Annotated in this window: 25 protein-coding genes; 18 read left to right on the top strand and 7 right to left on the bottom strand. The window is 59.2% G+C overall.

Annotated features, from left to right (window positions below; translation table 11 throughout):
* Positions 1-32 precede the first annotated feature (32 nt).
* Positions 33-1,103, top strand: coding sequence for a M42 family metallopeptidase (locus ACYVM5_RS12980; RefSeq protein ID WP_460618537.1), 1,071 nt, complete (start codon positions 33-35; stop codon positions 1,101-1,103).
* Positions 1,104-1,227: 124 nt separating this feature from the next.
* The gene (locus tag ACYVM5_RS12975) at positions 1,228-2,037 is read left to right on the top strand and encodes a TroA family protein (RefSeq protein ID WP_460618536.1); all 810 of its coding nucleotides are present in this window, start codon (positions 1,228-1,230) and stop codon (positions 2,035-2,037) included.
* Here ACYVM5_RS12975 and ACYVM5_RS12970 read toward each other — a convergent pair.
* Both ACYVM5_RS12970 and aroB read right to left on the bottom strand, forming a co-directional pair.
* Positions 2,021-3,265, bottom strand: a complete 1,245-nt coding sequence (locus ACYVM5_RS12970) for a 3-phosphoshikimate 1-carboxyvinyltransferase (RefSeq protein WP_460618535.1) — start codon at positions 3,263-3,265, stop codon at positions 2,021-2,023. The genes ACYVM5_RS12975 and ACYVM5_RS12970 overlap by 17 nt on opposite strands.
* Before the next feature lie 111 nt (positions 3,266-3,376).
* A complete protein-coding gene (gene aroB, locus ACYVM5_RS12965; protein ID WP_460618534.1) occupies positions 3,377-4,423 on the bottom strand; it encodes a 3-dehydroquinate synthase in 1,047 nt (348 codons plus the stop codon).
* A 121-nt stretch (positions 4,424-4,544) separates the two neighbouring features.
* Between aroB and ACYVM5_RS12960 the strand changes: the two genes are divergently transcribed.
* A complete protein-coding gene (locus ACYVM5_RS12960) occupies positions 4,545-4,967 on the top strand; it encodes a hypothetical protein (protein ID WP_460618533.1) in 423 nt (140 codons plus the stop codon).
* Between the two features lie 11 nt (positions 4,968-4,978).
* On the opposite strand, the gene ACYVM5_RS12955 is transcribed toward ACYVM5_RS12960, so the two are convergent.
* The gene (locus tag ACYVM5_RS12955) at positions 4,979-6,106 is read right to left on the bottom strand and encodes a chorismate mutase (protein WP_460618532.1); all 1,128 of its coding nucleotides are present in this window, start codon (positions 6,104-6,106) and stop codon (positions 4,979-4,981) included.
* Positions 6,107-6,253: 147 nt separating this feature from the next.
* On the opposite strand from ACYVM5_RS12955, the gene ACYVM5_RS12950 reads away from it, so the two are divergent.
* The 6 genes from ACYVM5_RS12950 (at position 6,254) to lysS (ending at position 14,694) form a co-directional block, all read left to right on the top strand.
* The gene (locus tag ACYVM5_RS12950; RefSeq protein WP_460618531.1) at positions 6,254-7,453 is read left to right on the top strand and encodes a proline dehydrogenase family protein; all 1,200 of its coding nucleotides are present in this window, start codon (positions 6,254-6,256) and stop codon (positions 7,451-7,453) included.
* A 259-nt stretch (positions 7,454-7,712) separates the two neighbouring features.
* A complete protein-coding gene (locus tag ACYVM5_RS12945; RefSeq protein WP_460618530.1) occupies positions 7,713-8,081 on the top strand; it encodes a hypothetical protein in 369 nt (122 codons plus the stop codon).
* Positions 8,082-8,289: 208 nt separating this feature from the next.
* Positions 8,290-9,141: a hypothetical protein gene (locus ACYVM5_RS12940; protein WP_460618529.1), complete on the top strand. Its 852-nt coding sequence runs from the start codon at positions 8,290-8,292 to the stop codon at positions 9,139-9,141.
* Between the two features lie 243 nt (positions 9,142-9,384).
* The gene (locus tag ACYVM5_RS12935) at positions 9,385-11,550 is read left to right on the top strand and encodes a carboxy terminal-processing peptidase (protein WP_460618528.1); all 2,166 of its coding nucleotides are present in this window, start codon (positions 9,385-9,387) and stop codon (positions 11,548-11,550) included.
* A 262-nt stretch (positions 11,551-11,812) separates the two neighbouring features.
* Positions 11,813-12,901, top strand: a complete 1,089-nt coding sequence (locus tag ACYVM5_RS12930; RefSeq protein WP_460618527.1) for a hypothetical protein — start codon at positions 11,813-11,815, stop codon at positions 12,899-12,901.
* 242 nt (positions 12,902-13,143) lie between these two features.
* Complete coding sequence (lysS, locus tag ACYVM5_RS12925; RefSeq protein WP_460618526.1) at positions 13,144-14,694, top strand: lysine--tRNA ligase; 1,551 nt, start codon at positions 13,144-13,146, stop codon at positions 14,692-14,694.
* Between the two features lie 277 nt (positions 14,695-14,971).
* Here the strand turns inward: lysS and ACYVM5_RS12920 are convergent, their stop codons facing one another.
* Positions 14,972-15,334: a YtxH domain-containing protein gene (locus ACYVM5_RS12920; RefSeq protein WP_460618525.1), complete on the bottom strand. Its 363-nt coding sequence runs from the start codon at positions 15,332-15,334 to the stop codon at positions 14,972-14,974.
* Positions 15,335-15,460: 126 nt separating this feature from the next.
* Entirely contained in the window at positions 15,461-15,898 is a 438-nt protein-coding gene (locus ACYVM5_RS12915) for a CsbD family protein (RefSeq protein WP_460618524.1), read from the bottom strand.
* Positions 15,899-16,147: 249 nt separating this feature from the next.
* On the opposite strand from ACYVM5_RS12915, the gene ACYVM5_RS12910 reads away from it, so the two are divergent.
* From ACYVM5_RS12910 to ACYVM5_RS12880, 7 genes are all read left to right on the top strand, one after another.
* A complete protein-coding gene (locus tag ACYVM5_RS12910; protein WP_460618523.1) occupies positions 16,148-16,399 on the top strand; it encodes a Kazal-type serine protease inhibitor family protein in 252 nt (83 codons plus the stop codon).
* Positions 16,400-16,411: 12 nt separating this feature from the next.
* The gene (locus ACYVM5_RS12905; RefSeq protein WP_460618522.1) at positions 16,412-17,350 is read left to right on the top strand and encodes a GNAT family N-acetyltransferase; all 939 of its coding nucleotides are present in this window, start codon (positions 16,412-16,414) and stop codon (positions 17,348-17,350) included.
* Positions 17,351-17,532: 182 nt separating this feature from the next.
* Positions 17,533-17,904 carry a cupin domain-containing protein gene (locus ACYVM5_RS12900; protein ID WP_460618521.1) on the top strand — a complete coding sequence of 124 codons (372 nt, stop codon included), beginning with the start codon at positions 17,533-17,535 and terminating at the stop codon, positions 17,902-17,904.
* Positions 17,905-17,935: 31 nt separating this feature from the next.
* Positions 17,936-18,793 carry a dienelactone hydrolase family protein gene (locus ACYVM5_RS12895; RefSeq protein ID WP_460618520.1) on the top strand — a complete coding sequence of 286 codons (858 nt, stop codon included), beginning with the start codon at positions 17,936-17,938 and terminating at the stop codon, positions 18,791-18,793.
* Positions 18,794-18,846: 53 nt separating this feature from the next.
* Positions 18,847-19,149, top strand: coding sequence for a hypothetical protein (locus ACYVM5_RS12890; protein ID WP_460618519.1), 303 nt, complete (start codon positions 18,847-18,849; stop codon positions 19,147-19,149).
* A gap of 305 nt (positions 19,150-19,454) precedes the next feature.
* Complete coding sequence (locus ACYVM5_RS12885; protein ID WP_460618518.1) at positions 19,455-19,856, top strand: hypothetical protein; 402 nt, start codon at positions 19,455-19,457, stop codon at positions 19,854-19,856.
* Between the two features lie 125 nt (positions 19,857-19,981).
* Entirely contained in the window at positions 19,982-20,476 is a 495-nt protein-coding gene (locus ACYVM5_RS12880) for a hypothetical protein (protein WP_460618517.1), read from the top strand.
* Between the two features lie 94 nt (positions 20,477-20,570).
* Here ACYVM5_RS12880 and ACYVM5_RS12875 read toward each other — a convergent pair whose 3' ends face one another.
* Both ACYVM5_RS12875 and ACYVM5_RS12870 read right to left on the bottom strand, forming a co-directional pair.
* On the bottom strand, positions 20,571-22,796 hold the full coding sequence (locus ACYVM5_RS12875; RefSeq protein ID WP_460618516.1) for a xanthine dehydrogenase family protein molybdopterin-binding subunit: 2,226 nt from the start codon (positions 22,794-22,796) through the stop codon (positions 20,571-20,573).
* Between the two features lie 166 nt (positions 22,797-22,962).
* Entirely contained in the window at positions 22,963-23,232 is a 270-nt protein-coding gene (locus ACYVM5_RS12870; RefSeq protein ID WP_460618515.1) for a hypothetical protein, read from the bottom strand.
* Between the two features lie 399 nt (positions 23,233-23,631).
* On the opposite strand from ACYVM5_RS12870, the gene ACYVM5_RS12865 reads away from it, so the two are divergent.
* Together ACYVM5_RS12865 and ACYVM5_RS12860 are read left to right on the top strand one after the other, a co-directional pair.
* Positions 23,632-23,958 carry a ribonuclease E inhibitor RraB gene (locus ACYVM5_RS12865; RefSeq protein WP_460618514.1) on the top strand — a complete coding sequence of 109 codons (327 nt, stop codon included), beginning with the start codon at positions 23,632-23,634 and terminating at the stop codon, positions 23,956-23,958.
* 143 nt (positions 23,959-24,101) lie between these two features.
* Positions 24,102-25,916: an ABC transporter ATP-binding protein gene (locus ACYVM5_RS12860; protein ID WP_460618513.1), complete on the top strand. Its 1,815-nt coding sequence runs from the start codon at positions 24,102-24,104 to the stop codon at positions 25,914-25,916.
* Positions 25,917-25,927 lie beyond the last annotated feature (11 nt).

Genomic DNA, 25,927 nt, shown 5'->3' with positions numbered 1-25,927 from the left:
ATTAAATTATCGTCTTTGTATTTATTCTGCTAATGCGTCCCGAATCCTTCACTTTCCTCCAGAACTACCTCAACAATCCCTCCCCCACCGGCTTTGAGAAAGAAGGCCAAAAACTGTGGCTGGAATACCTCAAGCCCTACATCGACGAGTATTTCGTGGATACCTACGGTACGGTAGTGGGTGTGATTAACCCGGAAGCGAAATACAAAGTCGTTATTGAGGCCCACGCCGATGAGATTTCCTACTTCGTGAACTACATCACCAAGGAAGGCTACCTCTACCTGCGCCGCAACGGCGGCTCCGACCCACTAGTGGCCCCGAGCAAGCGCGTCAACATTTTCGGCGAAAAAGGCATTGTGAAGGGCATTTTCGGCTGGCCCGCCATTCACGTGCGCAAGGTGGAGCAGGACAAGGCTCCGACCATTGAAACTGTGTTTCTGGATTGCGGCGCGAGCAGCGCCGACGAGGTGGCCGAAATGGGCATCCACGTGGGGTCGGTGGTGACGTTTGAGGACGAGTTCACGGTGCTGAACGACAAGTTTTACGTGGGCCGCGCGCTCGACAACCGCGTGGGCGGCTTCATGATTGCCGAGGTGGCCCGCATGCTGAAGGAGAACAACAAAAAGCTGCCCTTCGGCCTCTACATCGTGAACGCGGTGCAGGAGGAAATCGGCCTGCGCGGGGCCGAGATGGTGGCCCACCGCATCAACCCCGATGTGGCCATCATCACGGATGTGACGCACGACAGCCAGTCGCCGATGTATGAGAAAAAGACGGCCGGCGACATCAGCTGCGGCAAAGGCCCGGTGATTACCTACGGCCCGGCCGTGCAGAACAACCTGCGCGACCTCATCATCGATACGGCCAAGCAGGCCGACATTCCCTTCCAGCGTGCTGCTGCTACCCGTGCCACCGGCACCGATACAGATGCATTTGCCTATTCCGGCTCGGGCGTGGCTTCGGCCCTTATTTCGCTACCACTCAAGTATATGCACACTACTGTAGAAACAGTGCATAAAGACGACGTGGACAGCGTGACGCGCCTGATTTACGAGACGCTGCTGCGCATTGAGGACGGCCACGATTTCCGATATTTCAAATAAGCCCTTTCCGTTTGTCATCCCAAGCATTCTGCGCATCAAGCAGAGACGAAGGACCTTAGCACGGCTGAACAAATAGCTTCACCGTACTAAGGTCCTTCACTGCGTTCAGGGCAGTGCTTTTTATATGGAATTACCAATTATTCCTTCGCTCCCGCTCAATGTAACCGACCAGATGGGCCGGCGCGTGGCAGTGCCGTTTCCGCCGCAGCGCATTGTGTCGCTGGTGCCTTCGCAGACGGAATTATTGTTCGATTTGGGGTTGGGAGAGAAGGTAGTGGGCGTTACTAAATTCTGCATTCACCCCGCCGAGGCGCGTACAAAGGCTACGGTAATTGGCGGCACCAAAAATTTTGATTTCGATAAAATAGCCGTGCTGAAACCTGATTTAATTATCGGTAATAAGGAGGAAAATTATCAGGACGGCGTTGCCCAATTAGTCGCTAAATATCCGGTTTGGATGAGCGACATTAGCAATTTATCGGAAGCGCTGGACATGATTCGGCGCGTTGGTTTCATTACCGGCGCGAAAGAAAAATCCGCCGCGCTGGCAAATGAGATTGAGGTTTCTTTTGCTTCTTTGGCAGCTTCCGTTGCTACGGCTACGCCCATTTCGGCCGCTTATTTCATCTGGCGCAAACCTTACATGGTGGCTGCTGAAGGCACTTTTATCGACGACATGCTGCGCCGAGCGGGCTTTGCCAATGTGTTTGCCAACCAAGCACGCTACCCGGAGATAACGGCTGAGCAATTAGCCGCGGCTGCGCCGCAACGCATATTGTTATCTTCCGAGCCGTACCCGTTTGGCGAAAAACATCTGGCCGAGTTTCAGGCAATTTGTCCTGCCGCAAAAATTGAGATTGTCGACGGCGAATTATTCAGCTGGTATGGCAGCCGCCTGCTGGAATTCGCGGCGTATTTCAGTCAGCTTCGCTAACGGCGAAACCACTTTTTGCTAATTCCTTCCAGAACTGCGGGTACGATTTCCTCACTACCGTAGGCGACTCTATGGTGAGCGGGCCACGCATGGCCAGCGGCGCGAAGGCCATGGCCATGCGGTGGTCGTGGTAGGTGGCTACCGATTGATTATTGACATCGAAATCTGTTGACTCGGCTCGGAAACGGCCTTCGCCCAGGTCACGCAAATCGCCGCCGAATTTGGCCAGCTCGGTTTGCAGCGCCGCAATGCGGTCGGTTTCCTTGATGCGCAGGCTTTCGAGGCCGGTCATGTCTACCGGGCGGGCCAGAGCGGCCGCCACTACGGCCACGGTCTGGGCCAGGTCGGGGCAATCGGTGAAATCGAAGGTCTGGATTTCGGTTTGGGGCGCGAGGTAAACCTGGCGCAGGTGCACGCCGTCGGGTAGGAAGGTAGTTTCAACGCCGAATTGCGTCATCATTTCGGCAATGGCCTGGTCGCCTTGCAGCGACTCCTGGCGCAGGCCGGGCAACGTGATTTCGGAGCCAGCCGGAGCCAGCGCCACCAAGGCATACCAATAGCTGGCCGCCGACCAGTCCGACTCAATCGTATAATCAGTAGGCCGATACCCCCCCGGGCGCACTGTCAGCACGTCGCCCTTGGCTGAATAATCGGCTCCGAAGCGCTGCATCAGGGCCACCGTCATGTTGATATAGGGGCGCGAGCCGATGTGGCCGGTGAGCGTGAGGCGCAGGCCGCCGGGCAGGCGCGGGCCGACCATCAGCAAGGCCGATATGTACTGGCTGCTGATATCGCCGCGCACGGATAATTCGGTGGGCTCGGTCGTTTCAGGTGCCGCCGTGAAGCCGGCGATTTCCAGCGGCGGGTAACCGTCGTTGTTCAAATAGCTGATGCTGGCGCCGGTTTGGCGCAGGGCATCAACGAGTACCTTGATGGGCCGCTCCTGCATGCGCGCGGTGCCAGTGAGGCGGCCGCGCCAGTTCGTAACGGCCAGGTAGGCCGTGAGGAAGCGCATAACGGTACCGGCATCTTCGGCGCTGAGCGCAGTAGTGCCGGGCGCGGCGGCCAGCAGGCGCTGCATCAACTGCGTGTCGTTGGCATCGGATAGGTTGCTAAGGATGCCACCGCCGGCTAAGGCTTGCAGAATGAGGGCGCGGTTGGCTTCGCTTTTGGAAGCCGGGAGTTGGGCGGTGCCGCGCAGCGGGCCGCCGGGCCAGGATAATTGCATATGACTCGTAGCGCACGCTTCAGCTTGCGCCAGTAATGAGGGCACTTGCATCGCAAGCGCTATTGGAGGATGGTTTTCGACCAAGCGCAAGCTAAAGCGTGCGCTACAAGTCTAGGCTTGCAGCCGATGATAATAGCGGAGCGACTCGGCAATTTCGGCCACCGTCACCGCTTGGTCATATATACCGTGGCCGATGCCGCTGAGCAGCGTGCAGTTGATGGTGGCACCCGCATTTTTCTTGTCCTGGAGCGTGAATTCGGCAATGGCGTTGGTTTCCAGCGTCACAAAATCCAGCTTGTCGAACACCGAAAACACGAAGGTTTCGATTTTGTCCAGCTCCTCGGCGCTTAGCAGGCCGCGCTGCACCGAGAGCCAGCTTTCGCAGACGAGGCCGGCGGCCACGGCCTCGCCGTGCAGGGCCTCGCGGCCGGGCTGGGTGAGCAGGTAGCTTTCCAGCGCGTGGCCCACGGTGTGGCCAAAGTTTAGCAGCTTGCGTGGGCCGGCTTCGAGCGGGTCTTCGGCCACGATGCGCTGCTTGAGCGCCACCGATTCGCGGATGATGTCGGTCCAGTCGTCGGTCAGCCAGCCCAGGCGGCGATTGGTATTGAAGGCTTCGGCATCGGCAATGACCCAGTGCTTGATGACTTCGGCATAGCCTGATTTGAGCTGGCGCGGGTCGAGGGTTTGCAAAAATCGCGGGTCGACAAACACGCCGGCCGGCTCCTGAAACACGCCCAGCTGGTTTTTGTAACCCTGAAAGTCAACCCCGGTTTTGCCGCCCACGCTGGCATCTACCTGCGCCAGCAGCGTGGTGGGCACCTGCGCAAACCGGATGCCGCGCTTGTACAGCGCCGCCGCGAAGCCACCCAAATCGGTGACCACGCCGCCGCCCAGGTTCACGAGCACGGCGTGGCGGTCGGCGCGCTGCGCGGTGAGTTCGCTCCACACGGTATCGCAGCTGGCCAGGGTTTTGTATTCCTCGCCAGCGGGGATTTCGATGAGCTTATAATCGGCTGGCAGGTGGCTTTCGAGCAGCGGCAGGCAGAGGCGGGCGGTGTTGCTGTCGGCCAGCACAAACACGCGGCTCACGGCGGGGCGATGCAGCAGCTCGGCCAGGGCAGGCATGGCCTGGGGGCCAATGATGACGGAATTATCCATGGGGCAAAAGTCGGCACAAAAAATTGTGGGTTGGCCACTGCCTACGCAACCCTGGCGGTGGCTGGCCGGTCAGGGCAGTATTCAGCGAGCTTCTTCCTTTCTCACTTTAAACTTAATTGCCATGCGCTTCGCCACTTCCATCCTATTGCTGCTGGTGTCGGCCAGCTGCAGCAGCTGCAAAAAAGACACTGACCCGCAAGCCGATACCGGACTCATCGGTACCTGGCGCCTGGTCAGTCGCCAATGCTACTGCGCCCCTACGCCTTTGCCCAATGAAACCCTGACGCTTACGGCCACCACATTTGCGTTCAACCGCGTAGGGCCACAACCGGGGGCCGGGCCTTACACCAACGGTTCGTATCAACCCGCCGCCGTGGCCTTGTGCGGCCTCCCTAATACAAGCGCGGGCATACGCCTGACCGACGCAGTGGCCAACATCGGGCCGCGCGACGTGCAATACACACTTCAGGCCGATACACTGAACCTGGACTACGGCAGCCCCTGCGATGCCCCGCGCGACACCTACGTGCGGGTGCAGCCGTAGTTCCAGCCCGCCTACAGCCCCGGCCCGAGGTGCTCCACGCCGTCCACTTGCGGGCGGCCGTTGAGCACCTCGGTTTGCTTGCGGATGCTTTCGAGGTGAATGAGCTTGTAGAGCTCAGCCACGAATTTGTCGTTTACGTTCAGCTTGCTGGCCCAGTCGGTGCGGGTGCGGAAAATCTCCTGCCAGCGGTCGAATTGCAGGATTTTTACGTTGTTTTCCTTTTTGTATTCGGCCAGTTCCTCTACCAGCGCCATGCGGCGGGCCAGGGCTTCCACAATCTCGCGGTCGGCCACGTCCATTTTCTGGCGCAGTTCCTCGGCTTTGTTCAGGTAGTCGGCGTTGTTGCTGGAGCGGTAGCGGTATTTTAATTCGTTGAGGATTTCGCCCAGGCGCTGGGGCGTCACCTGCTGCTCGGCATCGCTCAGGGCGTGGTCGGGGTCGGGGTGGGTTTCGATGATGAGGCCATCGTAGTCCAAATCCAGAGCCTTCTGGGCAATGGGCAGCAGCAAATCGCGCCGGCCGCCAATGTGGCTGGGGTCGCAGATGAGCGGAATGTGCGGAAACCGCGTTTTCAGCTCAATGGGCAGAATCCAGGTGGGCGCATTGCGGTAGCGACTGGGCGCAAACGTGCTGAAGCCCCGATGAATAGCTGCCAAATCGGTAATTCCGGCCCGCTCCATGCGCTCCAGCGCACCGGCCCAGAGGGCCACGTCGGGGTTCACGGGGTTTTTCACCATCACGGGCACGCCGGTACCGGCCAGCGCGTCGGCCAGTTCCTGCACGGCAAATGGGTTGACGGTGGTGCGCGCGCCAATCCAAAGCACGTCGATGCCATGCTGCAGGGCTTCCTCTACGTGGCGCGGTGTGGCTACTTCTATGGCCGTCGGGATGCCGGTTTCGGCCTTCACGCGCTGCAGCCACGGCAGTGCCACCGCCCCCATGCCCTCGAACGAGCCCGGCCGGGTGCGCGGCTTCCAGATGCCGGCCCGGAACAAATCAATCTTCCCCAACGCTTTCAGGCCGTGAGCGGTGGCCATCACCTGCTCTTCGGTCTCGGCCGAGCACGGCCCGGCAATCAGTAACGGCTGACCTTTCTGGGCCAATAAACGGGTGAAATACGTATCAGTATCGGGAAGCATTCTGCGAAAGGACAAATAATAGCCGGCGGCCAGCCAGCCACCGAAAAGTCCGGCAAACGTAACTCGTTTCCCCGAAACGTTGTTTGCTTTCTACCTTCGCGCCCCATTCCCACCCCGCCCAATTCCCACGCTTTTAAGTTGCAGCTTATGTCCATTGCCCCCCCTACCCAGGCCCCGCCCGTTTCCTTCGAAGATACCCGCGTCGCCTTCGCGTCCAAGTCCGATGCGCAGCTGCGCAAGGTGTATGCCCTGTTCGCCGCCATGAACAACGGCAGCCTCGTGAAAACCGGCAGCGGCCTCATGAAAGCGGCCCTCAAGTGGGGAATTCCCGGCACCAAATTCCTCATCAAGCACAGCATTTTCGAGCAGTTCTGCGGCGGTGAAACCATTGCCGAATGCCGCCCCGTGACCGCAGAATTGGGCAAATACAACATCGGTACCATCCTCGACTACTCGGTGGAAGGCGAAGGCAGCGACCAGAGCTACGACCGCACCCGCGACGAAATCCTGGCCACCATCGACGAGGCCCACCGCTCCAGCCACATCCCGTTCTCCGTCTTCAAAGTAACGGGCGTGGCCGATGTGGCCATTCTCGAAAAAATCCAGGCCGGCCAGCTCCTCACCCCTGCCGAGGAAGCCGCCCATACCCGCGCCGTGGCCCGCGTAGAGGCCCTGTGCGCCCGCGCCCACCAGCACGGCGTGCGCCTGTTTGTCGATGCAGAAGAAAGCTGGTTCCAGCACACCATCGACCTGCTGGCTTACGACATGATGGCCAAGTACAACCGCGAGAAAGCCATTGTGTGGAATACGTACCAACTCTACCGGCGCGACCGGCTCGAGGCCCTGCAAGCTGCCCATGACCACGCCGCCGAAGCCGGCTACTATATGGGCGCCAAGCTGGTACGCGGCGCCTACATGGAAAAAGAAGCCCGCGTGGCCAAGCAGCGCGGCTATCAAAACCCCATCAACCCCACCAAGCAGGCCACCGACGACCTCTACGACGAAAGCCTGCGCTACTGCATCGACCACATCGACCGCATCAGCATTTGCGCCGGCACGCACAACGAGGCCAGCTCGCTGCTGCTCACCCAGCTCATGCAGCAGGCCCACATCGCGCCCAACGACCCGCGCGTGTGGTTTGCCCAGCTCTACGGCATGAGCGACAACCTCACCTACAACCTGGCCAACGCCGGCTACAACACCGCCAAGTACCTGCCCTACGGCCCCGTAGCCGCCGTGATGCCCTACCTGCTGCGCCGTGCCGACGAAAATACTGCCATCGCGGGCCAGAGCAGCCGGGAATTTTTGCTCATTCAAAAGGAAATTCGTCGCCGCAAAGGGCAGTAATTCTGAAGGAAATCTGTAGTTGCAAAAAGCAATAATTTTGTAAGTCGCGCACTTGATTTTTGCGTCTGGAAGCAGTCTAAAAAAGCCTGTCTGTGGGGTCTGAAAGGGCGTCTTAAGAATTTAGGAACGATTGTGGCATGAGAAAAGCCGCGGGGTTGGAAATTATTGGTTAGTAACATTGCCAGCGGCTTGCATTAGGCAGTTAAAAATCGTTAATTTTCAGCCCCAAAACGGTTTTTTGTTCACTTGTAACCCTGCCATGATTGGTCGTATTCGCACGTATTTAATTCGTTATTCCCGGCTTCAAACCGGCACCGTGAGCTACCTTACACTGGTACAGGAAGCCGAATTGGGACTCAATCTGGATATTTCACACGAAAAATCCCGGCTCAACGAAATGCTGGCCGAAATCTCCGCCACCGAGCACGAAGCCGGCCGCCCGCCCCTGAGCGCGCTAGTGAAAGTGCAGGGCTCGAAAGGCCAGGGCGACAACTTTTACAAGCTCTGCGAGAAGCTGGGGATGGGCGAATGGCGCAGCCTAAAACAGGACGAGGATTTCCTTAAAAATCTCATCCGCGACTGCCGGGAATTCTGGCGTGACGAGGCAAATTTTCAGAAATTTTCCTGATTTGCCCTAAAAAATAATTCAACGGCAGTGCATTCATTATGAGCACCTTGCTCTATGAGTGCACTGTTTTCTTATGCCCGGTAGTTAGTATAGAAAGAAGAAGGAATAGAATTCGGGCTTGCCGCAACCCCCGTCAAGGTGCCCCCGTTGAAGGGACATATTCCAGCCGCTATGACTGGTTTTCACTCTCACATTCCATTCCCTTCCCATGAACACCAACGATTCGAACAACCCGCAAAACACTGGCACCGGCGCAGGCTCTAACTACGGCACTCAGAACACCGGCACCGGCATGGGCAATAGCACCGGCCTGAGCAACGAAGGCACCAGCTACAATGCAGGTACCGGCTCTACGTCGGGCACGGGCGTTTCTTCTTCTTCGGGAGCCAGCGTTTCCAACGCCGTTGACGGCGACGATTTCAGCGCTACTGCCAAAGGCGCGGCCATTGCCGGCACCCCCGGAGCTGTAGTAGGCCGCGCCATTGATGGCGTGCAGAACACGGCCGACAGCGCTGCCCACGCCGTAACCGGCGAGCCTTACCGCGATGGCAGCACGATGAGCGGCATGTTCCGCGACCGGACCAGCGCCGAGAAAGCCTACAGCGCCCTGCATTCGCGCGGCTACGGCAAAGACGACGTGAACCTGCTCATGTCGGACGAAACCCGCAAAACCCACTTCGGTGACGACACCGCGCATACCGACCTCGGCGACAAAGCCATGGAAGGTGCCGGCGTAGGCTCGGCCATCGGTGGCACGGCTGGTGCTATCATCGGCGCCATTGCCGCCATCGGTACTTCGGTAGCTCTGCCCGGCCTGGGCCTGATTATTGCCGGCCCGCTGGCTGCTGCTCTGGCTGGTGCTGGTGCTGGTGGCCTCACGGGTGGCTTGGTAGGTGCCCTGGTAGGCTCGGGCATCCCCGAGGAGCACGCTGCTGAGTACGAAACCGGCATTAAAAACGGTGGCATTGTGATGGGTGTGAAGCCCCGCAACGCCGAGGATGCCAAATACTTCGAAGACGAGTTCCGCCGCAACAACGGCGACAAGATTTACAAGTACTAGTCTCGTCGCAGGTTCCGGCCTGTTAGTCATCAAAAAAGCCTTTCCCGTCTGGGAAAGGCTTTTTTATTGCAACCTTAGGTCAGTTTAGTGAGTTTGTAGACTGGTAGGAGCTTATTGGCAACCATTTACAAAACCGGGCACTTATTCCCCCCGCAAGGGCGTTTTTGCGGCAGGGATTTCGGGCTCGCGTTGCCTGGCAATCTCCGTATATTTGATTTTCATCCCGTTTTTTATTTTTAGCAGATGTCATTTCCCCGCTTGAAGGTCGGGCTGTACGCTTTTTTGGTGGCAGCTGTGTTTGTTCTGGCTTCGTACCGGCTGTTCCGCCGGGCCGACTCGGCGGCACCGAGCAAGGACCAGGTGCTCATCGGCACCATGTTGCAGGGCTTATCGGCGGCCCATTACCAGCCCGAAAAAGTTGACGACGCTTTCTCCAAGCGCGTGTTCGACCTGTACTTGAAGCACCTCGACTACCGCAAGCAGTTCCTGCTGGCCAGCGACGTGGACCAGTTGCGCCGCTATCAGACGCAGATTGATGACGAGGTGAAGAACGGCACCCACGAATTTCTCGACCTCAGCACCAAGCTGATGGCCGAGCGTACCAAGGAAATGCAGGGCCTGTACCGCGACATTCTGGCCAAGCCCTTCGATTTCACGACGGACGAAACCTTCCAGACTGATTTTGAGAAAGCTGCCTTTCCGGCCGACAAGGCAGCCCAGCGCGAGCTGTGGCGCAAGCTGCTGAAGTACGAAACCCTAACCCGCGTTTCGGAGATGATGGAAGCGCAGGAAAAAGCCAAGGAAGCCAAGCCCAGCGGCGCTACCGCCGCGCCCGCCGCCGCCGATGCCTCGGCCCCCACTGCCGCCGAGCCTGTGCGCACCCCCGCCCAGATGGAAGCCGAAGCACGCAAACGCGTGCTGAAATACTACGACGACCAGTTCGACGAAATCAACGACACCGACGCTAATGAGCGGCTGGCGACTTACGCCAACACCATTGCCAATACTTACGACCCGCACACGGAGTATTTCGCCCCCAAAGCCAAAGAGGATTTCGACTACGAAATGACCGGCCGCTTTGAAGGCATCGGGGCTACGCTGCGCGAAAAGGACGGCCTGATTTATATTGAGGAAATCATGCCCGGCTCGGCTTCGGCCCGGCAGGGTGATTTGAAAAAGGGCGACGCCATTCTGCGCGTGGCCCAGGGCGCGGCCGAGCCGGTAAGCATCGAAGGCTGGCACACGACCAAAGCGGTGACCTTGATTCGGGGCAAAAAAGGTTCGGAAGTGCGTCTGACGGTGAAAAAGCCGGACGGCAGCACCAAGATTATTCCGATTATCCGTGACATCGTGGTGGTGGAAGACAAGTATGCGCAGTCGTCGATTATCACCGACAAAGGCCAGAAAATCGGCTACCTGCGTCTGCCCGGCTTCTATGCCGACTTCAACGACAACGGCGGCCGTAGCTCGTCGGATGATGTGAAGAAGGAGCTGGCCAAGCTGAATGCCGAAGGTGTGAAAGGCATCGTGATGGACCTGCGCTTCAACGGCGGCGGTTCGTTGAGCGACGCCGTTTCAATGGCGGGCTTATTTATGCCCAGCGGCCCCATGGTGCAGGTGCGCGACGGCCAGGGCCACACCCAGGTGCTGACCGACAACGACCCCCGCGTGCAGTACAGCGGCCCGCTGGTGCTGCTGGTGAACAAGTACAGCGCCTCGGCTTCCGAGATTCTGGCGGCAGCCATTCAGGACTACCACCGTGGTGTAATTATGGGCTCGACCAGCACTTACGGCAAGGGCACGGTGCAGCGTATCTTCGACCTTGACGAAGCCCTGCCTTCCGAACTCAATAGCGTGAAGCCCATTGGCTCGCTCAAACTCACCACTCAGAAATTCTACCGTGTGAATGGGGGCTCGACTCAGTTCAAAGGCGTGGCTTCTGACATTGTGGTGCCGGACTTGTATTCGTACCTCGATGAGGGCGAAAAAGAGTCGGACTATCCGCTGAAATGGGATGAGATTCAGCCCGCTCGTTACCGCACCTGGGATGCCGCACCGTCGCTTGACAAGCTGCGTGCCGACAGCAAGGCCCGCGTAGCCACTAATCCTAGCTTTAAAGTGATGGATGAGATGGTGAAGAGCATGCGCAAGCGCAAGGACGAAACCACGGTTTCGCTCAAACTCAGCGCCTACCGCGCCGAGCAACAGGAGTCGAAAGCTATTTCGGACCGCTACGAAGCTGCACAAAAGACCAGCACCGCCCTGGCTTTCTCGCCTCTGGCCGCCGATGTGCGCGCTGTGGGAGGCGATACGGTGAAAGTGAACCGGGCCGCCCGCTTCACCAAGAGCCTGAAGAAGGATATTACCATCGGCGAGGCCGTAGCGGTGATTCAGGACGAGATAAAGTAGTGTCTGATGATGGAGCGGTTCTGCCGCTACCAGCTTTAGCAATAGCCCGAGAAGCCTCCGCCTCACTTGAAGCGGAGGCTTTTTTAGGTCTTGATTTCGGCTGGTCAACCCTGTTAGTAAACATCCTATCATAATGCACTTGAAAAAATCTCATACATAGCCCAATAACTGATTGATTATCAATGCAAATTACTTTAGTAAATTTTGTCAAAAAAATTAGCAAACAGGCAACTAAAAGCATGCCTCTTGCTGTTTATCTGGCATGACTACTCAAGAGGAAACCCGCATCATCCCGCTCAACCCGTCGGTAGCTGCTATCGTCGATGAGCAACAGCAGAAGCTAGCTGATGAAACCTGGCGCAAATCAATCCCGGCGCAGGTTTTCCTCAACTACTTCTTCGCCATCAACTATCACATTCAGGAAAACGACGACGCCCTCGGCGGCTTGCAGAACCTGCCGTTCTTCCGCAGCCACTCGGCTGAGTTGAACGACGCCGACGTGGCTGCACTCACCAAGCTGCTGCACACCAGCTGGAGCACCGAGTACGCGCTGCGTGCCACGGCCGAGCTGGGTGACGACAACTTCCTGCGCAATGCCCTGCACTGGACGTTCCCGCAGGCGTACCACGCCATCTGGTCGGGCCTGCAGGCATTCCTGTACACCACCGGGGTGCGCTCGAACAACGGCCAGCTAATGCGCCGCGAGGTGGGCCGGCTGGTGGTGAAGAATGCCTACCCGCGCCCGGTTTCATTTTACGCGGCCGGGGCTTACGGCGACTTCAGCATTCACCGCTTGCCGCTGGCGGGCTACAAGGCCGGGCTGCACATTGCCAGTAAGGAGATTGACGCTCAGGCTCAGGTAGGCCAGTTCCTGCGCACCACGCGCAAGATGAAGGCGCAGTGGACCCGCGCTCAGGTGCAGGCCAACCCCAACACGGCCATTCGCAGCCAGAAAACCGGCCGCCCGCTGGACAAGTGGACGGCGTCGCACTGGCAGCAGATTACTTGGCGCCTGGGCTATACCACCATTTTCGACCTGCTGGGCCGCCTGCGCATTTCGCAAACCAGCCGCGAGATTGAGCGCTACGTGGAGGCCGATATCGACTTCCGGCTCTTCCACGCTTCATTGCTCAACATTGTGAGCTACCTCAACGGCGTGCACGAAACTTATGTAGCCAAGGCTCTGGGCCTGGAGCGTTACCGCCAGCTGGTGGCCGAGCTGCCGCTGCATTTGCAGTCTGGCTTCGTGCAGGAGCGGTTGCGTACCCGCGTCGAGCCGGTGCTGGCCCCTACCCCGCCCAGCGCCCCGGCCATTGCCGCCGAAGCCACGCAATACCGTATGGCTGCCTAAACCACAGATTGGCTTCGCCGACCTTCGGTTCGCTCGGATTTTTCGGATTCCTCGGATTTTGTAGATGTAAATAATAGCGGAAAGCCGCTCCGGTTTCGGAGCGGCTTTTTCGCGCCGTACTTTTGTGGTTCACTTTTTACTTACCGCGTCTGAGCACTTGGCCTCTAAGTGTTCCGATTGGCTCGCTGGAATCGTCCACAAAGTCCGTGGAATCCGAGCCAATCCGTGGTTCAGAATACTTTATGCAACACCTCAGCGAACAAGAAATCCTGCGCCGTCAGAAACTCGAAGAACTGGAAAAGCTGGGCATCGAAGCGTACCCGTCGGCTCTGGTGGACGTGACGTTTTACGCCAAGGAAATCCACGACAACTATCATCCCGAGCTTAATAACTTCCAGGACGTGACGCTGGCCGGGCGGCTGATGTCGTCGCGGGTGATGGGCAAAGCCTCGTTCGCCGAGCTGATGGACACCACCGGCCGCATTCAGCTCTACATCAACCGGGACGAAATCTGCCCCGGCGAGGACAAGACGCTGTACAACGTGGTGTTCAAGAAGCTGCTCGATTTGGGCGACTTCATCAGCGTGAAAGGCCACGTGTTCAAGACGCAGGTGGGCGAAACCTCGGTGCACGTGACGGAGCTGAAACTGCTCTCGAAAGCCCTGCGCCCGCTGCCCGTGGTGAAAACCCAGAAGGACGAAGCCACCGGCGAAACCGTAACCTACGACGCCTTCACCGACCCCGAGCAGCGCTACCGCCAGCGCTACGTGGACCTGGCCGTGAACCCGCAGGTGCGCGACACCTTCATCAAGCGCACGCAGCTGGTGCAGTCGATGCGCAATTTCCTGAACGACAAGGGCTATCTGGAGGTCGAAACCCCGATTCTGCAGCCGCTGTACGGCGGCGCGGCGGCGCGGCCCTTCACCACGCACCACAACACGCTGGACATGACGCTGTACCTGCGCATTGCCAACGAGCTGTACCTCAAGCGCCTGATTGTGGGCGGGTTCGATGGCGTGTACGAGTTCAGCAAGGACTTCCGCAACGAAGGCATGTCGCGCTTCCACAACCCGGAGTTCACCCAGATGGAACTCTACGTGGCCTACAAGGACTACGCTTGGATGATGGACCTGGTTGAAGAAATGGTGGAGCGCGTGGCCCTGGCCCTGCACGGCAAAACCGAGGTACAGGTGGGTCCGAACGTCATCAACTTCCAGCGGCCCTGGCAGCGCTACACCATGTTCGAGGCCATTGAGAAGTACACCGGCAAGGCCATTGGCGAGATGGACGAAGCAGCCCTGCGCGCCACCGCCCAGGAGCTGAACGTACACGTGGACCCCAGCATGGGCAAATCCAAGCTCATCGACGAGATTTTTGGTGAGCATGTGGAGCCCAAGCTCATCCAACCCACGTTCATCACCGACTATCCGGTGGAAATGTCGCCGCTGGCCAAGAAGCACCGCGACCGTCCGGGTCTGGTAGAGCGTTTCGAGGCCGTGTGCAACGGCAAGGAAATCTGCAACGCTTTCTCCGAGCTCAACGACCCCATCGACCAGCGCCAGCGCTTCGAGGACCAGCTGGAGCTGGGCAAGCGCGGCGATACCGAGGCCATGGTGCTGGATGAGGACTTCCTGCGCGCCATCGAGTACGGCATGCCGCCCACGGCCGGCCTGGGCATCGGCATCGACCGCCTGAGCATGATTATGACCAACTCGCCCTCGATTCAGGACGTGCTGTTTTTCCCGCAGATGAAGCCGGAAAACGTGCAAAAAGAGAAGCACGAGGAGAAGTAAGCCAGAAACGGCCTAAAATCGGAAAAGCCCCGCACGAAATGTCGTGCGGGGCTTTTCTTTTTACAATCTCCCTACCCTTCAAACCGCTTTTCTTGCCAGAAATTTGCGATGGAACGTCTGATTTTACTACCGAGTTGTTTGACCAATTTCAGTAGAAGCTCCTACGGCCGGCAATCTTACTGTCAATATTTTCGGCCTTCTTTCAAGGCGATTGTAGGGAGTTTTACGAAGCTGAATGGGAGCGGGTTACGCTGCGCTCAAATAAAATTCGGGCATCTTACAGGTTGGGCTGATGGCGGGTGTCGTCGCCAAAACCGTCGTAGTCGGGGTTATCCTCGTTATGGGTGTGGGCGGTGGAGGGCGTGCCGGTGCTCAGACCTTGCAGCAGGCGGTCGGCGGTCTGCTTGTCTTCGCTCACAGCGGCGTCGGGGTTGGTGTGGCCGGCGGTGGGCTGGCCCTGCACTTTGGCCAGGGTGTCGGTGGCCAGCTTGCTGAGGTCGCCGGCCCATTTGGCGGCTGATTTGCGCAGGTTGGAGCGGGTATCGTCGCCGGTTTCGGGGGCCAGCAGCAGGCCGGCCACGATGCCGGCGGTAGCCCCGGCGATGAGCGAGAAAATGACTTTGCCTTTGTCGTCTTTCATGGGTTTTGCAGGAAAATGGAAGTAATTGATTATTCGCTAACGGGAAAGCGGCCCGGGTGGTTGGGGCCGCAAAAAAGCCCCGCACCTTGCGGCACGGGGCTTTAAATAATCGGGCTGAAAGCCAGATTACATGTCGTTCAGCATTTTGGTGATTTCGGCTTTGCCTTTGCCAAGCTTGTCCTGCAGTTTGCCAACCAGCTCGTCGCCTTTGCCTTCGGCGTAGGTCAGGTCCTCATCGGTCAGCTGCGCATACTGCTGCTTCAGCTTGCCTTTGATGTCGTCCCAGTTGCCTTTGATTTTCAGGCTGCTGCCGGGCAGGGTCACGCCCATGTCTTCCAGCTTGCCAGCGTATTCTTTGAATTTATTTTCGAGGTCGGAGCCCAGCTTGGTGGCTTGCTCGCCGAGCTGGCCGCTGTATTTGGAGGCCACGCCTTTCCAATTTTCACGGGTGGCCGAACCTTTATCGGGAGCCAGCAGCATACCGGCAATAATGCCAGCACCGGCACCGGCGAGAGCAGCTAAAAGGATTTTACCGGCGTTGTTGTCTTCTTCGTGGTACGACATGGTGTAGGGTAATGAAGGGTGAATGGGGGTGAAAGTTCGTTTAGAGCAACGCGGGGCCGAATTCAAAACCAAGTGTTTTGTTTGCGGCGGCGTTTGGTTCTGGCTGACTATACGAAACGCTCCGTCGGGGGTTGAGCTTGGCGGCAAATTTTCCTGCGGACATTCGGATTCCTCGATATCCGGCTTTACGGGCGGGGCCAAATCCCCGGCGGGCGGTGTAGCTTCGCCCCTTTCCTAGTTTCTGGCACTATGATAAAGCATTGGATTTGGGGTACGGCCCTGCTGCTGAGCGCGGCTTCCTGCCAGCGCCACGCCGTGCCCACGGCCACCGCTGCCGACTGCATCGACGCGAGCAAAATCAACCCGCAGGGCATCTGTCCCATGAACTATGACCCCGTGTGTGGCTGCGACGGCAAGACCTACCCCAACCTCTGTGCGGCCACCAACGCGGGCGTCCGCACCACCACGCCCGGCCCCTGCGCCACCGCTCCGGTCAAGTAAATCAGTCCGTTGATGTCCGCCAAAGCCCGCTACCACGATTTCTGCCGCACCGCGCCCGACGTGCCGGTGTTTGCGCAGCCGTGGTACCTGGATGCCTGCGCCGAGGGTGGCACCTGGGACGTGGTGCTGGCCGAGGAAAAAGGCCGCGTGGTGGCGGCGTTGCCGTTTTTCATTAAGCAGAAAGGCCCATTTCGGTACGTCACGATGCCGCCCTTCGTGAAATGGCTGGGACCGTATGTACTGCCCGAGTTCCGGGGCCGGCTGCCGAAGGAGCATGAACTGCTACAGGCGCTGATGGCGCAGCTGCCGGACGTTGCAGCGTTCAAGCAGAACTTCTACCCGACGGCCACCAACTGGCTGCCCTTCTACTGGGAGCAGTATAAGCAGACTACTTTTTACACCTACCGTCTGCACCAGCTGCGCGATTTGCAGCGCGTGGAAGCGGGCTTGAGTACTGGTATCCGGCGCGATATCCGGCTGGCCCGCCAGAAAGTGCGTTTGGTCCACGATTTGTCGCTGGACGAGTTTTACCGCGTCAACCTGCTCAGCTTTACCCGCCAGGGCTTGCCTGCGCCGTATTCGGCTGCACAGTTCCGGCGGCTCGATGCGGCGCTGGCGGCGGCCGAGGCCCGGCAGCTGTTTTTTGCCGTGGATGAAGGCGGCCGGGTGCATTCGGTGGCGTATTTGATTTGGGATGCCACCACGGCGTATTTCCTGCTGGCCGGCGACGACCCGGCCCTGCGCGCCAGCGGCGCGGGCGTGCTGCTGGCCTGGGAGTGCATTCGCTACGCCAGCGAGGTGCTCAAGCTGGATTGCTTCGACTTTGAAGGCAGCATGCTACCGGGCGTGGAGCGCATCCGCGTGCGCTTCGGGGCGGTGCAGACGCCTTACTTCTTTGTCTGGAAATACAATTCGCGGCTTTTTGAGTTGCTGGAGAGGCTGAAGCCGTAAAAGTTGACGGCACTTAGCACAAAAAGACGGTCATGCTGAGCGTAGCCGAAGCATCTTGCGTGCTACCACTAAATCCTTTTTTCACGATTGAATTACTATTGCGGTAGAGATGCTTCGGCTGCGCTCAGCATGACGTTTTTCAATAATCTTAATTCCAACTTACTTCTCCCCATTCCCCAACCATGTCCGAAAAACGCTACGTCCTCAACCCCGCTCCTTTTGTAGTGCCCACCACCGACGGCAAGCTCATTGAAGAGCACGTGGGCGGGGCCAGCACCGGCACCTCCGCTTACAGCTTGGCCCACATGGTGGCCCCGCCGCACTGGAGCGAGCCCCACCAGACGCCCACGTTCGATGAAATCACGATTGTGGTGCGCGGCCGCAAGCGGTTTGAAATCGACGGCGACGTGGTGGAGCTGCAAGCCGGCCAGGCGCTGCTGATTAAGGGCGGGGCGCGGGTGCGCTACTCCAATCCGTTTGATGCGGAGGTAGAATACTGGTCGATTTGTGTGCCGGCTTTCAGCCCCGACACGGTGCACCGCGAAGAAGAATAAATCAGGCCATAAACCTCCTACATTTAGCCTCATGGACCAGCGCATCATTAATCTTTTCGACGAGTACACCCACGCCCCGCTCACCCGCAAGGAGTTTATGGACCGGCTGATAAAGCTGGCCGGCGGTACGGCGCTGGCCCTCACGGCGCTTTCGGTGCTGGAGCCGGGCTATGCAGCGGCGGCCACCATCGCGCCTGAGGCCGATGATTTGGAAGCCGAGGAAGTGACCTGGATTGGCGATGGCAGCCCCGTGCGCGGCTACCTGGTGCACCCCAAGGGCCGGCAAAAACGCGGCGCGGTGGTCGTCATCCACGAGAACCGGGGGCTGACGCCGCACATCAAGGACGTGACGCGGCGCGTGGCCCAGGCTGGCTACCTGGCCCTGGGCGTGGATGCGCTGTCGGTAGTGGGCGGCACGCCGACCGATGAGGACAAAGGCCGCGAGCTCATTGGGCAGCTCGACCCGGTGAAAAACCTCAATAACTACCTCAAGGCGCTGGATTACCTGCGCGCCCGGCCCGACTGCAACGGCCGCACGGGCGCGGTGGGTTTCTGCTGGGGCGGCGGCCTGGTGAACCAGTTGGCCGTGCACGACCCCAAGCTGAATGCTGCCGTGGCCTACTACGGCCAGCAACCCAAGCCCGAGGAGGTGCCCCAGATAAAAGCGGCCGTGATGCTGCACTACGGCGGCCTCGACCAGCGCATCAACGCCGGCATTCCGGCCTACGAAGCGGCCCTGAAAGCGGCCGGCACTAAGTACGAGCTGTACGTGTACGAGGGCGTGAACCACGCCTTCAACAACGACACTTCGCCCGCCCGCTACAACGCCGAAGCCGCCAAGCTGGCCTGGGACCGTACTCTGCGATTATTCAAGGAAAAACTGGGGTAGCTGGGCAACGGCGCGGCATTTTGCGGCATCTTTGCAGTGTCCATCCGCTGCCCATGTCGCTCAGGAAATTACCCTTTCTGCTTCCGTTTCTGCTACTGCGGGCTGGCGGGGCGCTGGCCCAAACCCAGCCCCCGCCGCCGCCTGACCCTGACTATGAGCAGGTAAGCGTGCCGGTGCCGCGCGCCGTGTCGCTGATTGCGGACGCGGCCAGCGTGTTGTTTTCGCGCAACGAGGACGAAAACAAGGTGCAGGCGCTGGTGGACCGCCGCCGCGAACGGTCGAGAAAAGGCGACCAGAGCCTGCGTTTTACCATTCCGAAGAATAAGCTGACCCGCACGCTCGGGCTGGTGGAGTAATACAGGCTGTCATTCCGACGCCGGAGGAAGCTGAATAAACCCGTTGAAAGACGGAATTCAGCTTCCTCCGGCGTCGGAATGACCATTTTCGGCCTGTTCAAATAGGGGTTTCAGTCCGCGAAGTGGGCGTTCTGGTCGGGGTTTCCGGCCCGTCCGTCCACCTTTTTATTTCCGGGCGTGATGTGGCCGGTGGTTTGCAAATACCCTGGCAGGATGAGTCGATTCTCACATTCCGGAGCCCGCTGCCTGCAGCAACCGAGCCCACTGCTTCCACCCCATTTTCCACTCCCCCTCACTCAGAAATCATGAAAGCTTCCTTGTTTTCCATCATCGCCGCCGCTGCCCTCTTTACTTCAACCGCTTCGTTTGCTGCAGCCGGCCCCTTCGACCACCGCTACGACGACCGCAACAGCAAAGACTTTAACTACGGCTACGACCGCAACCACCGCGTAACGGCTTCCGAACGGGCACGCTGGGAAGCCGCCCACCGCGACAACAAAGACGACCGCCGCGACGCCAAAGACGATATCCGCGAAGCCAAAGCTGACTTGCGGGATGCCAAAGGCGACCTGCGAGACGCCCGCCGCGATGCCCGGGACGACCGCAACAGCAAAGATTTCAACTACGGCTACGACCGCAACCACCGCGTATCGCCCCAGGAGCGGGCCCGTTGGGAAGCCGCCCACCGCTACGACGGCCGCCGCTAAACCTTAGCCACTAACCATGGTCCGAAAAGCCCCGTTCAACCTCTATGGAACGGGGCTTTTTCGCGCCAACTCTTTTCCTATTTCTGTTTTCTTTTCGTTTTAACAACCTTCCCTAAATCATTGCCATGAAAAAGTTTCTGTTTCCCTTGCTGGCTGTTTGTGCGCTCACCGTAGGCACCGCCGCCGCCCAAACCACCACGACCTCCCCCGACGCCGGTGCCATGCAGGGCCGCGGCCGTATGCAAGGCAACCCCGATGAAATGGCTAAGCGCCAAGCCGACCGCATGACCCAAGAGCTGGGCCTGAATGCCGACCAGACCGCCAAAGTGCAGCAAATTCTGCTGGCCCGCGGCCAGGAAATGCAGGCCAGGCGCGGCCAGGCCCGCGACGCTGGCAACCGCGAGCAAATGCGCGAGCAAATGCAGGCTGGCCGCGCCAAGTACGACGCCCAGTTCAAGGAAGTGCTGACCGCCGACCAGTACACCAAATACACCACCATGCAGGCCGACCGCATGAACCGCGGCGGTGGCCCCGGCATGGGCATGGATGCTTCGGACGTGAAGAAAATGAAAGCCAAATCGACCGACGGAGATAAAATCAAAGTGAAAGCCGACAAATAAGCCAGCTTCAATAGAGGAAAAAACACCGCCCCGGCCAGATGGTCGGGGCGGTGTTTTTTTAGGGGTAGAAAAATAGCAAACTGCCCTTACTCTATCACACCAGCTTATCCGCGGTAATGGGCAGCTCACGCACGCGACGGCCGGTGGCGTGGTACACGGCGTTGGCCACGGCGGCAGCAAAGCCCACCAAGCCGATTTCGCCCAGCCCTTTGGCTCCCATGGGGTCGAGCGTGGGGTCGGGCTGGTTAATGAATTCAACCTCAATCTGAGGAATGTCGGCGTTCACGGGGATGTGGTACTCGGCCAAATCGCGGTTCACGATGCGGCCGTAGCGGTGGTCGAGGCGGGCATCCTCCATCAGGGCCATGCCTATTCCCCATACCACCGAGCCCAGCACCTGGCTGCGGGCCGTTTTGGCGTTCAGCACCCGGCCCGCATCTACCACCGCTACCACGCGGCTCACGCGCACGGCCCGCGTGAGCGGGTGCACCTCTACTTCCACAAAACTGGCGCAAAACGACTTGCCCGAGTAGTTTTTCATTTCCGGCGACTCTTCCGCTTTGTGCATCACTTCCAAAGCCGGCAATTGATGCTGCTTCAGTACCTCGCCATAGCTCAGGCGACGACCACCCTTGCGGCTGGAATGAATAAAGCCGTTTTCGGTGGTTAAATCCGGCTTTTCTACTTTGCCCAGAACCTTGCCGGGCAGGTGCAGCGCCAAATCCAGCAATTGCTGCTTCAGCGCGGCGCACACCTCGTGTACGGCCGAGCCCACCGACGTCGCGGTGTGAGAGCCGGCCTGTAGCGGCGCTTCGGGCAGGGCCGAGTCGCCCAACTCAAACCGGATGTTGGCCGGAGCCACACCGCTGGCGTCAGCCGCAATCTGGGTCATGATGGTGGCGGTGCCGGGGCCGGTATCGGCGGTGGCGCTTTGCACCAGCAGGGTACCGTCGGGCAGCAGGCGGGCGCGGGCGGTGGCGGCGCTCCGTTCGGCTTTGTAGATGCCCGTGCTCATGCCCCAGCCCAGCAGGTGGCCATCGGGCGTGCGCATGGAGCGCGGAGCGGGAGTACGCCTACTCCAGCCGAACAGGGCGGCCCCGCGCTCATAGCACTCGCGCAGGTGCTTGCTGCTCCAGGGCTTGTCGTTCTCGGGGTCGCGGTCGGCGTAGTTTTTCAGGCGCAGGGCCAGCGGGTCCATTTCCAGAGCTTCGGCCAGTTCGTCCATAGCACATTCGAGGGCAAAGGAGCCGCTGGTTTCGCCGGGGCCGCGCGTCCAGCAGGGCGTGCTCACATCGAGCGGCACAAGGCGGTAGCGAGTGTTGAGGTTGGGCACTGCGTAGGCCGACTTGCTGGGGTGCACGATGCGCTCCTCGAACTGCTCGTGCTGTGAAGTCATGCCGTAGGCCTGGTGCGTGATGCCCACCAGCGTGCCATCGGGCGTAGCACCCAGGCTTATTTTCTGAATGGACTGCGGCCGGTAGCCCACCATGTTGAACTCCTGGTCGCGGCGGCCCATCACCTTCACCGGCCGGCCCACTTTTTTGGCCGCGATAATGGCCGCCATTTCCGGCGGCCAGATGCGCGACGAGCCCCCAAACGCCCCGCCCACGAACGGCGAATGCACCTGCACGCGCTCGGCCGGCAGCTGCCACATCCGCATCAAGTCCTGCTGCGCCAGCTTCGGCCCCTGCGTTTTGTTGTACACGGTCAGCTTGTCGCCCTCCCACAGGGCAATAGCGGCGTGCATTTCCATGGGGTTGTGCACGTGGACGGGCGTGCGGTACTCCTGCTCCACGCGCACGGGGGCCGTTTTGTAAGCATCGGGCTGGCCCCGGCGGTACTCGGCTTCTTTCTTGGGGGCAAGGTTGGCGGCCAGGTTCTGGGCCAGGTTGGTGTGGTGCGCGGCGGCTTCGTATTCGACCCGAATCAGTGACGCGGCAAACTGTGCCTGCTCCAGCGTTTCGGCCACGGCCAGCGCCACGGGCTGGTTGCTGAAATGCACCTGGTCGTCGAAGAACACCCGAAACTCCTGGCCTTCCACGCGGGGGTTGTGGTTGGTTTCGGCGCTTTGGTAGCCGGGCACTTGGGGCGCGTTCAGGTGCGAGACAATGGCTAGTACGCCGGGAGCTTTCCCCGCTGCCGCCACATCCAAGCGCTTGATACGGCCCTTGGCGATGGCACTGCACACCAGTACACCGTGCACGCAACCCGGCACAACGTGCTCAGCGGCGTAGCGGGCCTGGCCGGTCACTTTCAGGCGGCCATCGACGCGGCTGAGCGGCTCGCCGGTGCTGGGCGGCAGGGGCAGATTATCATCCATAGCAATTGCGGCAAAAGGCCGACGGCTCTACGGCCGCCACGATGGCCACGTTTCAACGGCTTGGGCATAACCGCTTTGGGTCCTGTTCATTTCCCCGAAAAGCAAAAGGCTACTCCTGTAAACAGGAGTAGCCTTTTGCATCAGTAGTTCTCGGGAAAGCCACGCGCTACATGGTGCGGTGCGGACGGCCGCCCCGCATCACCCGCGGAGCCGAGGCGTGCCGCTTGGCGGCCTTGGAACGATGCTTGAACAGGCCAAAGAAGCCGCTTTTCTGGCTGCTGTGGCCGCGGTAGTAGCGGTACACCGGCACGTAATTACCGGCAGTAGGCTTGCGCCGGTGGATGGGCCGCGACGTGGCCGAAACGGCCGGCGCAGCGTAAGATTCGGAGGCTAAGAACCCCAACATGCAGAAAAATAACAGAGCGGTACGCAGCATAAAAAAAGGTGGTAATGGTGGTACGTGCACCTGGCGTTTTGCGCCAGCGGTAGCGGTTTGCTACTGGCTTACTAACCTCGAAAACGGGAGAATTATTACCCGCGTTGCTCATTTTATCGACCAGCCAACGTTTTGAATCGACAGATTCAGCGCCTGAATGGCTGAAAATGAGTGGCTAATAGCTTATATTATTTTTCTTTATTTTCAATAACAATCAACAGATTATGTGATAGTTGATATTTTTTACGAGTTATATTGGCACTCAATTAATTATTTATTGAACATTAAGTACTTGTATTCCGTGATAAATAATCCTTTGCTGGCGCAATTTTAACGCAACGAAACTCGCGCCAGCAAAGCGTCACAGGATGTTCTTCAAATTGAGAAGTAATAGAAAGAATGAATGCTCTGCTGGGACCCATAAAGAATATGTTTCGCAAAATGACTGCGGAAGGATGGGACGTTAACTCAGCTTTGAAGTGGGGATTCTTTTTTATTGACAAAGACAAGAATAAACTTCTGGAAATATTTACAGAGTTAGAAGACCATTCTTATAGCATTGAAGAATTCCACCAAGCAGATGATGGTAACTGGGTACTCCAAGTTTCCAAAATAGATACCCTCACTCCCGAGAAGCTCCATAGGCGCAATCTTGCTTTTAATGAATTAGCCATCCAATATGGTGTTGATTTATACGATGGCTGGGACGTGGGAAAAGTAGAATAGCCCAACCCCACCCCCGCCCCGCTCGTCTAACCGGCTCCACTGTAGGGTGCGGGGCTTGCCCCCGCCCGTCGTTTGGGTCGAAAAACGGTTCTGTGCAACGGCGGGCGGGGGCAAGCCCCGCACCCTACAAAAAGCCCAATTAGATGAGCCTCTGGCAGATTATCCAACGCCTGCTGCCTTTTGTGCGGCCCTACCGCCGCCTGGTGATTGCCACGCTGCTGCTCACGCTGGTGGGCTCGCTGGCCGCGCAGGTCAACCCCTTCGTGCTGCGCTACACCGTGGACACCGTGCAGGGGATGCTGGACAAGGGCCAGGGCCTGGCCGAGGGCTGGACGCTGCTGGCCTGGGTGAGCGGGCTGCTGCTGGGCAAGGAAATCATCAACACCTTCATCCAGTTCGGGCAGAAATATTACGGCGAAAAAATCCGCATCCAGATTTCGGGCGTGCTGGCCCAGACGGCCGTGAGTAAAATCCTGAGCTACCAACTCGGCTTTTTCTCCGACGACGGCAACCAGACCGGCAAGCTCCAGACCCGCATCGACCGGGGCGTGGAGAGCCTCATGAAGCTGGTGCAAAACTTCTTCATCGACATCATGCCGCTCTTCGCCAACGCCATCGTGGCGCTGGTGGTCATTTTCCTCAACAACAAGTGGGTGGGACTGGTGGCGCTGGCGGTGTTGCCGGTCTATTTCTGGCTCAGCTACGCGCAGGCCGAGAAGTTGCAGGGTGTACGGCGCGGCCTCCAGCGCCTGCGCGAGGAGAAAAACCACGGCCTCATCAGCATCATCGACAGCATTGTGGTCATCAAAAGCTTCGTGCGCGAGCAGTACGAAGGCCAGAAGCAGGCCAGCGTGCAAAGCCGCCTCGAAGGCGCCCAGCTCCTGACCCGCAAAACCAACTTCCGCTTCGACGGCCTCAAAACCTTCGTCGAGCAGATTGGCGTGGTGGCCATCATCGTACTCACGGCATACCTCGTGCTCGGCCGCCAGATTTCCATCGGGGCCATCATGTTCCACATCCTGCTGTTCAACAACGTGTCGGCGCCCATCCGGCAGCTCCACCGCATCTACGACGAGATGAACGAGGCCCTCACCTACTCCGAAGGCTTCTTCGCCATCCTCGACGCCGACGACCAGCGCGAGCGCCCCGGCCAGCTCGAACCCGGCGACAACCTGCGCGGCCAGTTCGAGCTGCACAACGTCAACTTCACCTACCCCAGCGGCACGGCCGCCCTGCACGACGTGAGCCTGACCATTCAGGCTGGCAAAACCACCGCGCTGGTGGGCCTCAGCGGCGCGGGCAAAAGCACCATCATCAACCTGCTCTGCCAGTTCTACCGCCCCGACAGCGGCGAAATCCGGCTCGACGGCCACCCGCTGGCCCAGTACGACACCTTCGCCCTGCGCCAGGAAATCGGCCTGGTGCTCCAAAAAAACCACATTTTCAAGGGCACCATCGAAGAAAACATCCGCTACGGCGACTTTACCGCTACCCAGGCTCAGATTGAGGCCGCCGCCCGCCAGGCCTACCTCCACGACCAGATTCTGGACCTGCCGCGCCAGTACGAGTCCGATGCCCAGCAGCTCAGCGGCGGCCAGCAGCAGCGCATCGCCATCGCCCGGCTCTTCCTCAAAAACCCGCCCATCATCTTCCTCGACGAGCCCACCGCCAGCCTCGACGCCATCGCCACCGAGCAAATCAAAAACTCGCTCGACGCCATCAAGCAGGGCCGCACGGTGGTCATCATCTCCCACAGCCTCGCCCAAATCGTGGATTCGGACTGCATCTACGTCATGAAAAAAGGCCACATGGTGGAAAGCGGCACCCACAACGAGCTCTACGACCTGAAAGGCACCTACCGCGAGATTTTCGACGCCTCGGCCCGCAGCTTAAATATCGAGAAGCTGGCCAAAACCATGGCCGATGACGGCGACGACGTGCTGGATACGGCTTCGTGAGGGCAGTACAT

It is taken from the genome of Hymenobacter ruber, from assembly GCF_054783255.1.
This window is presented reverse-complemented; position numbering and strand designations above follow the sequence as displayed.

Bases quoted from the DNA above. Each gene is read 5' to 3' on its own strand.
- ACYVM5_RS12980 (WP_460618537.1), top strand. From the start codon at position 33: ATGCGTCCCGAATCCTTCACTTTCCTCCAGAACTACCTCAACAATCCC.
- ACYVM5_RS12975 (WP_460618536.1), top strand. From the start codon at position 1,228: ATGGAATTACCAATTATTCCTTCGCTCCCGCTCAATGTAACCGACCAG.
- ACYVM5_RS12970 (WP_460618535.1), bottom strand. From the start codon at position 3,265: ATGCAATTATCCTGGCCCGGCGGCCCGCTGCGCGGCACCGCCCAACTC.
- aroB (WP_460618534.1), bottom strand. From the start codon at position 4,423: ATGGATAATTCCGTCATCATTGGCCCCCAGGCCATGCCTGCCCTGGCC.
- ACYVM5_RS12960 (WP_460618533.1), top strand. From the start codon at position 4,545: ATGCGCTTCGCCACTTCCATCCTATTGCTGCTGGTGTCGGCCAGCTGC.
- ACYVM5_RS12955 (WP_460618532.1), bottom strand. From the start codon at position 6,106: ATGCTTCCCGATACTGATACGTATTTCACCCGTTTATTGGCCCAGAAA.
- ACYVM5_RS12950 (WP_460618531.1), top strand. From the start codon at position 6,254: ATGTCCATTGCCCCCCCTACCCAGGCCCCGCCCGTTTCCTTCGAAGAT.
- ACYVM5_RS12945 (WP_460618530.1), top strand. From the start codon at position 7,713: ATGATTGGTCGTATTCGCACGTATTTAATTCGTTATTCCCGGCTTCAA.
- ACYVM5_RS12940 (WP_460618529.1), top strand. From the start codon at position 8,290: ATGAACACCAACGATTCGAACAACCCGCAAAACACTGGCACCGGCGCA.
- ACYVM5_RS12935 (WP_460618528.1), top strand. From the start codon at position 9,385: ATGTCATTTCCCCGCTTGAAGGTCGGGCTGTACGCTTTTTTGGTGGCA.
- ACYVM5_RS12930 (WP_460618527.1), top strand. From the start codon at position 11,813: ATGACTACTCAAGAGGAAACCCGCATCATCCCGCTCAACCCGTCGGTA.
- lysS (WP_460618526.1), top strand. From the start codon at position 13,144: ATGCAACACCTCAGCGAACAAGAAATCCTGCGCCGTCAGAAACTCGAA.
- ACYVM5_RS12920 (WP_460618525.1), bottom strand. From the start codon at position 15,334: ATGAAAGACGACAAAGGCAAAGTCATTTTCTCGCTCATCGCCGGGGCT.
- ACYVM5_RS12915 (WP_460618524.1), bottom strand. From the start codon at position 15,898: ATGTCGTACCACGAAGAAGACAACAACGCCGGTAAAATCCTTTTAGCT.
- ACYVM5_RS12910 (WP_460618523.1), top strand. From the start codon at position 16,148: ATGATAAAGCATTGGATTTGGGGTACGGCCCTGCTGCTGAGCGCGGCT.
- ACYVM5_RS12905 (WP_460618522.1), top strand. From the start codon at position 16,412: ATGTCCGCCAAAGCCCGCTACCACGATTTCTGCCGCACCGCGCCCGAC.
- ACYVM5_RS12900 (WP_460618521.1), top strand. From the start codon at position 17,533: ATGTCCGAAAAACGCTACGTCCTCAACCCCGCTCCTTTTGTAGTGCCC.
- ACYVM5_RS12895 (WP_460618520.1), top strand. From the start codon at position 17,936: ATGGACCAGCGCATCATTAATCTTTTCGACGAGTACACCCACGCCCCG.
- ACYVM5_RS12890 (WP_460618519.1), top strand. From the start codon at position 18,847: ATGTCGCTCAGGAAATTACCCTTTCTGCTTCCGTTTCTGCTACTGCGG.
- ACYVM5_RS12885 (WP_460618518.1), top strand. From the start codon at position 19,455: ATGAAAGCTTCCTTGTTTTCCATCATCGCCGCCGCTGCCCTCTTTACT.
- ACYVM5_RS12880 (WP_460618517.1), top strand. From the start codon at position 19,982: ATGAAAAAGTTTCTGTTTCCCTTGCTGGCTGTTTGTGCGCTCACCGTA.
- ACYVM5_RS12875 (WP_460618516.1), bottom strand. From the start codon at position 22,796: ATGGATGATAATCTGCCCCTGCCGCCCAGCACCGGCGAGCCGCTCAGC.
- ACYVM5_RS12870 (WP_460618515.1), bottom strand. From the start codon at position 23,232: ATGCTGCGTACCGCTCTGTTATTTTTCTGCATGTTGGGGTTCTTAGCC.
- ACYVM5_RS12865 (WP_460618514.1), top strand. From the start codon at position 23,632: ATGAATGCTCTGCTGGGACCCATAAAGAATATGTTTCGCAAAATGACT.
- ACYVM5_RS12860 (WP_460618513.1), top strand. From the start codon at position 24,102: ATGAGCCTCTGGCAGATTATCCAACGCCTGCTGCCTTTTGTGCGGCCC.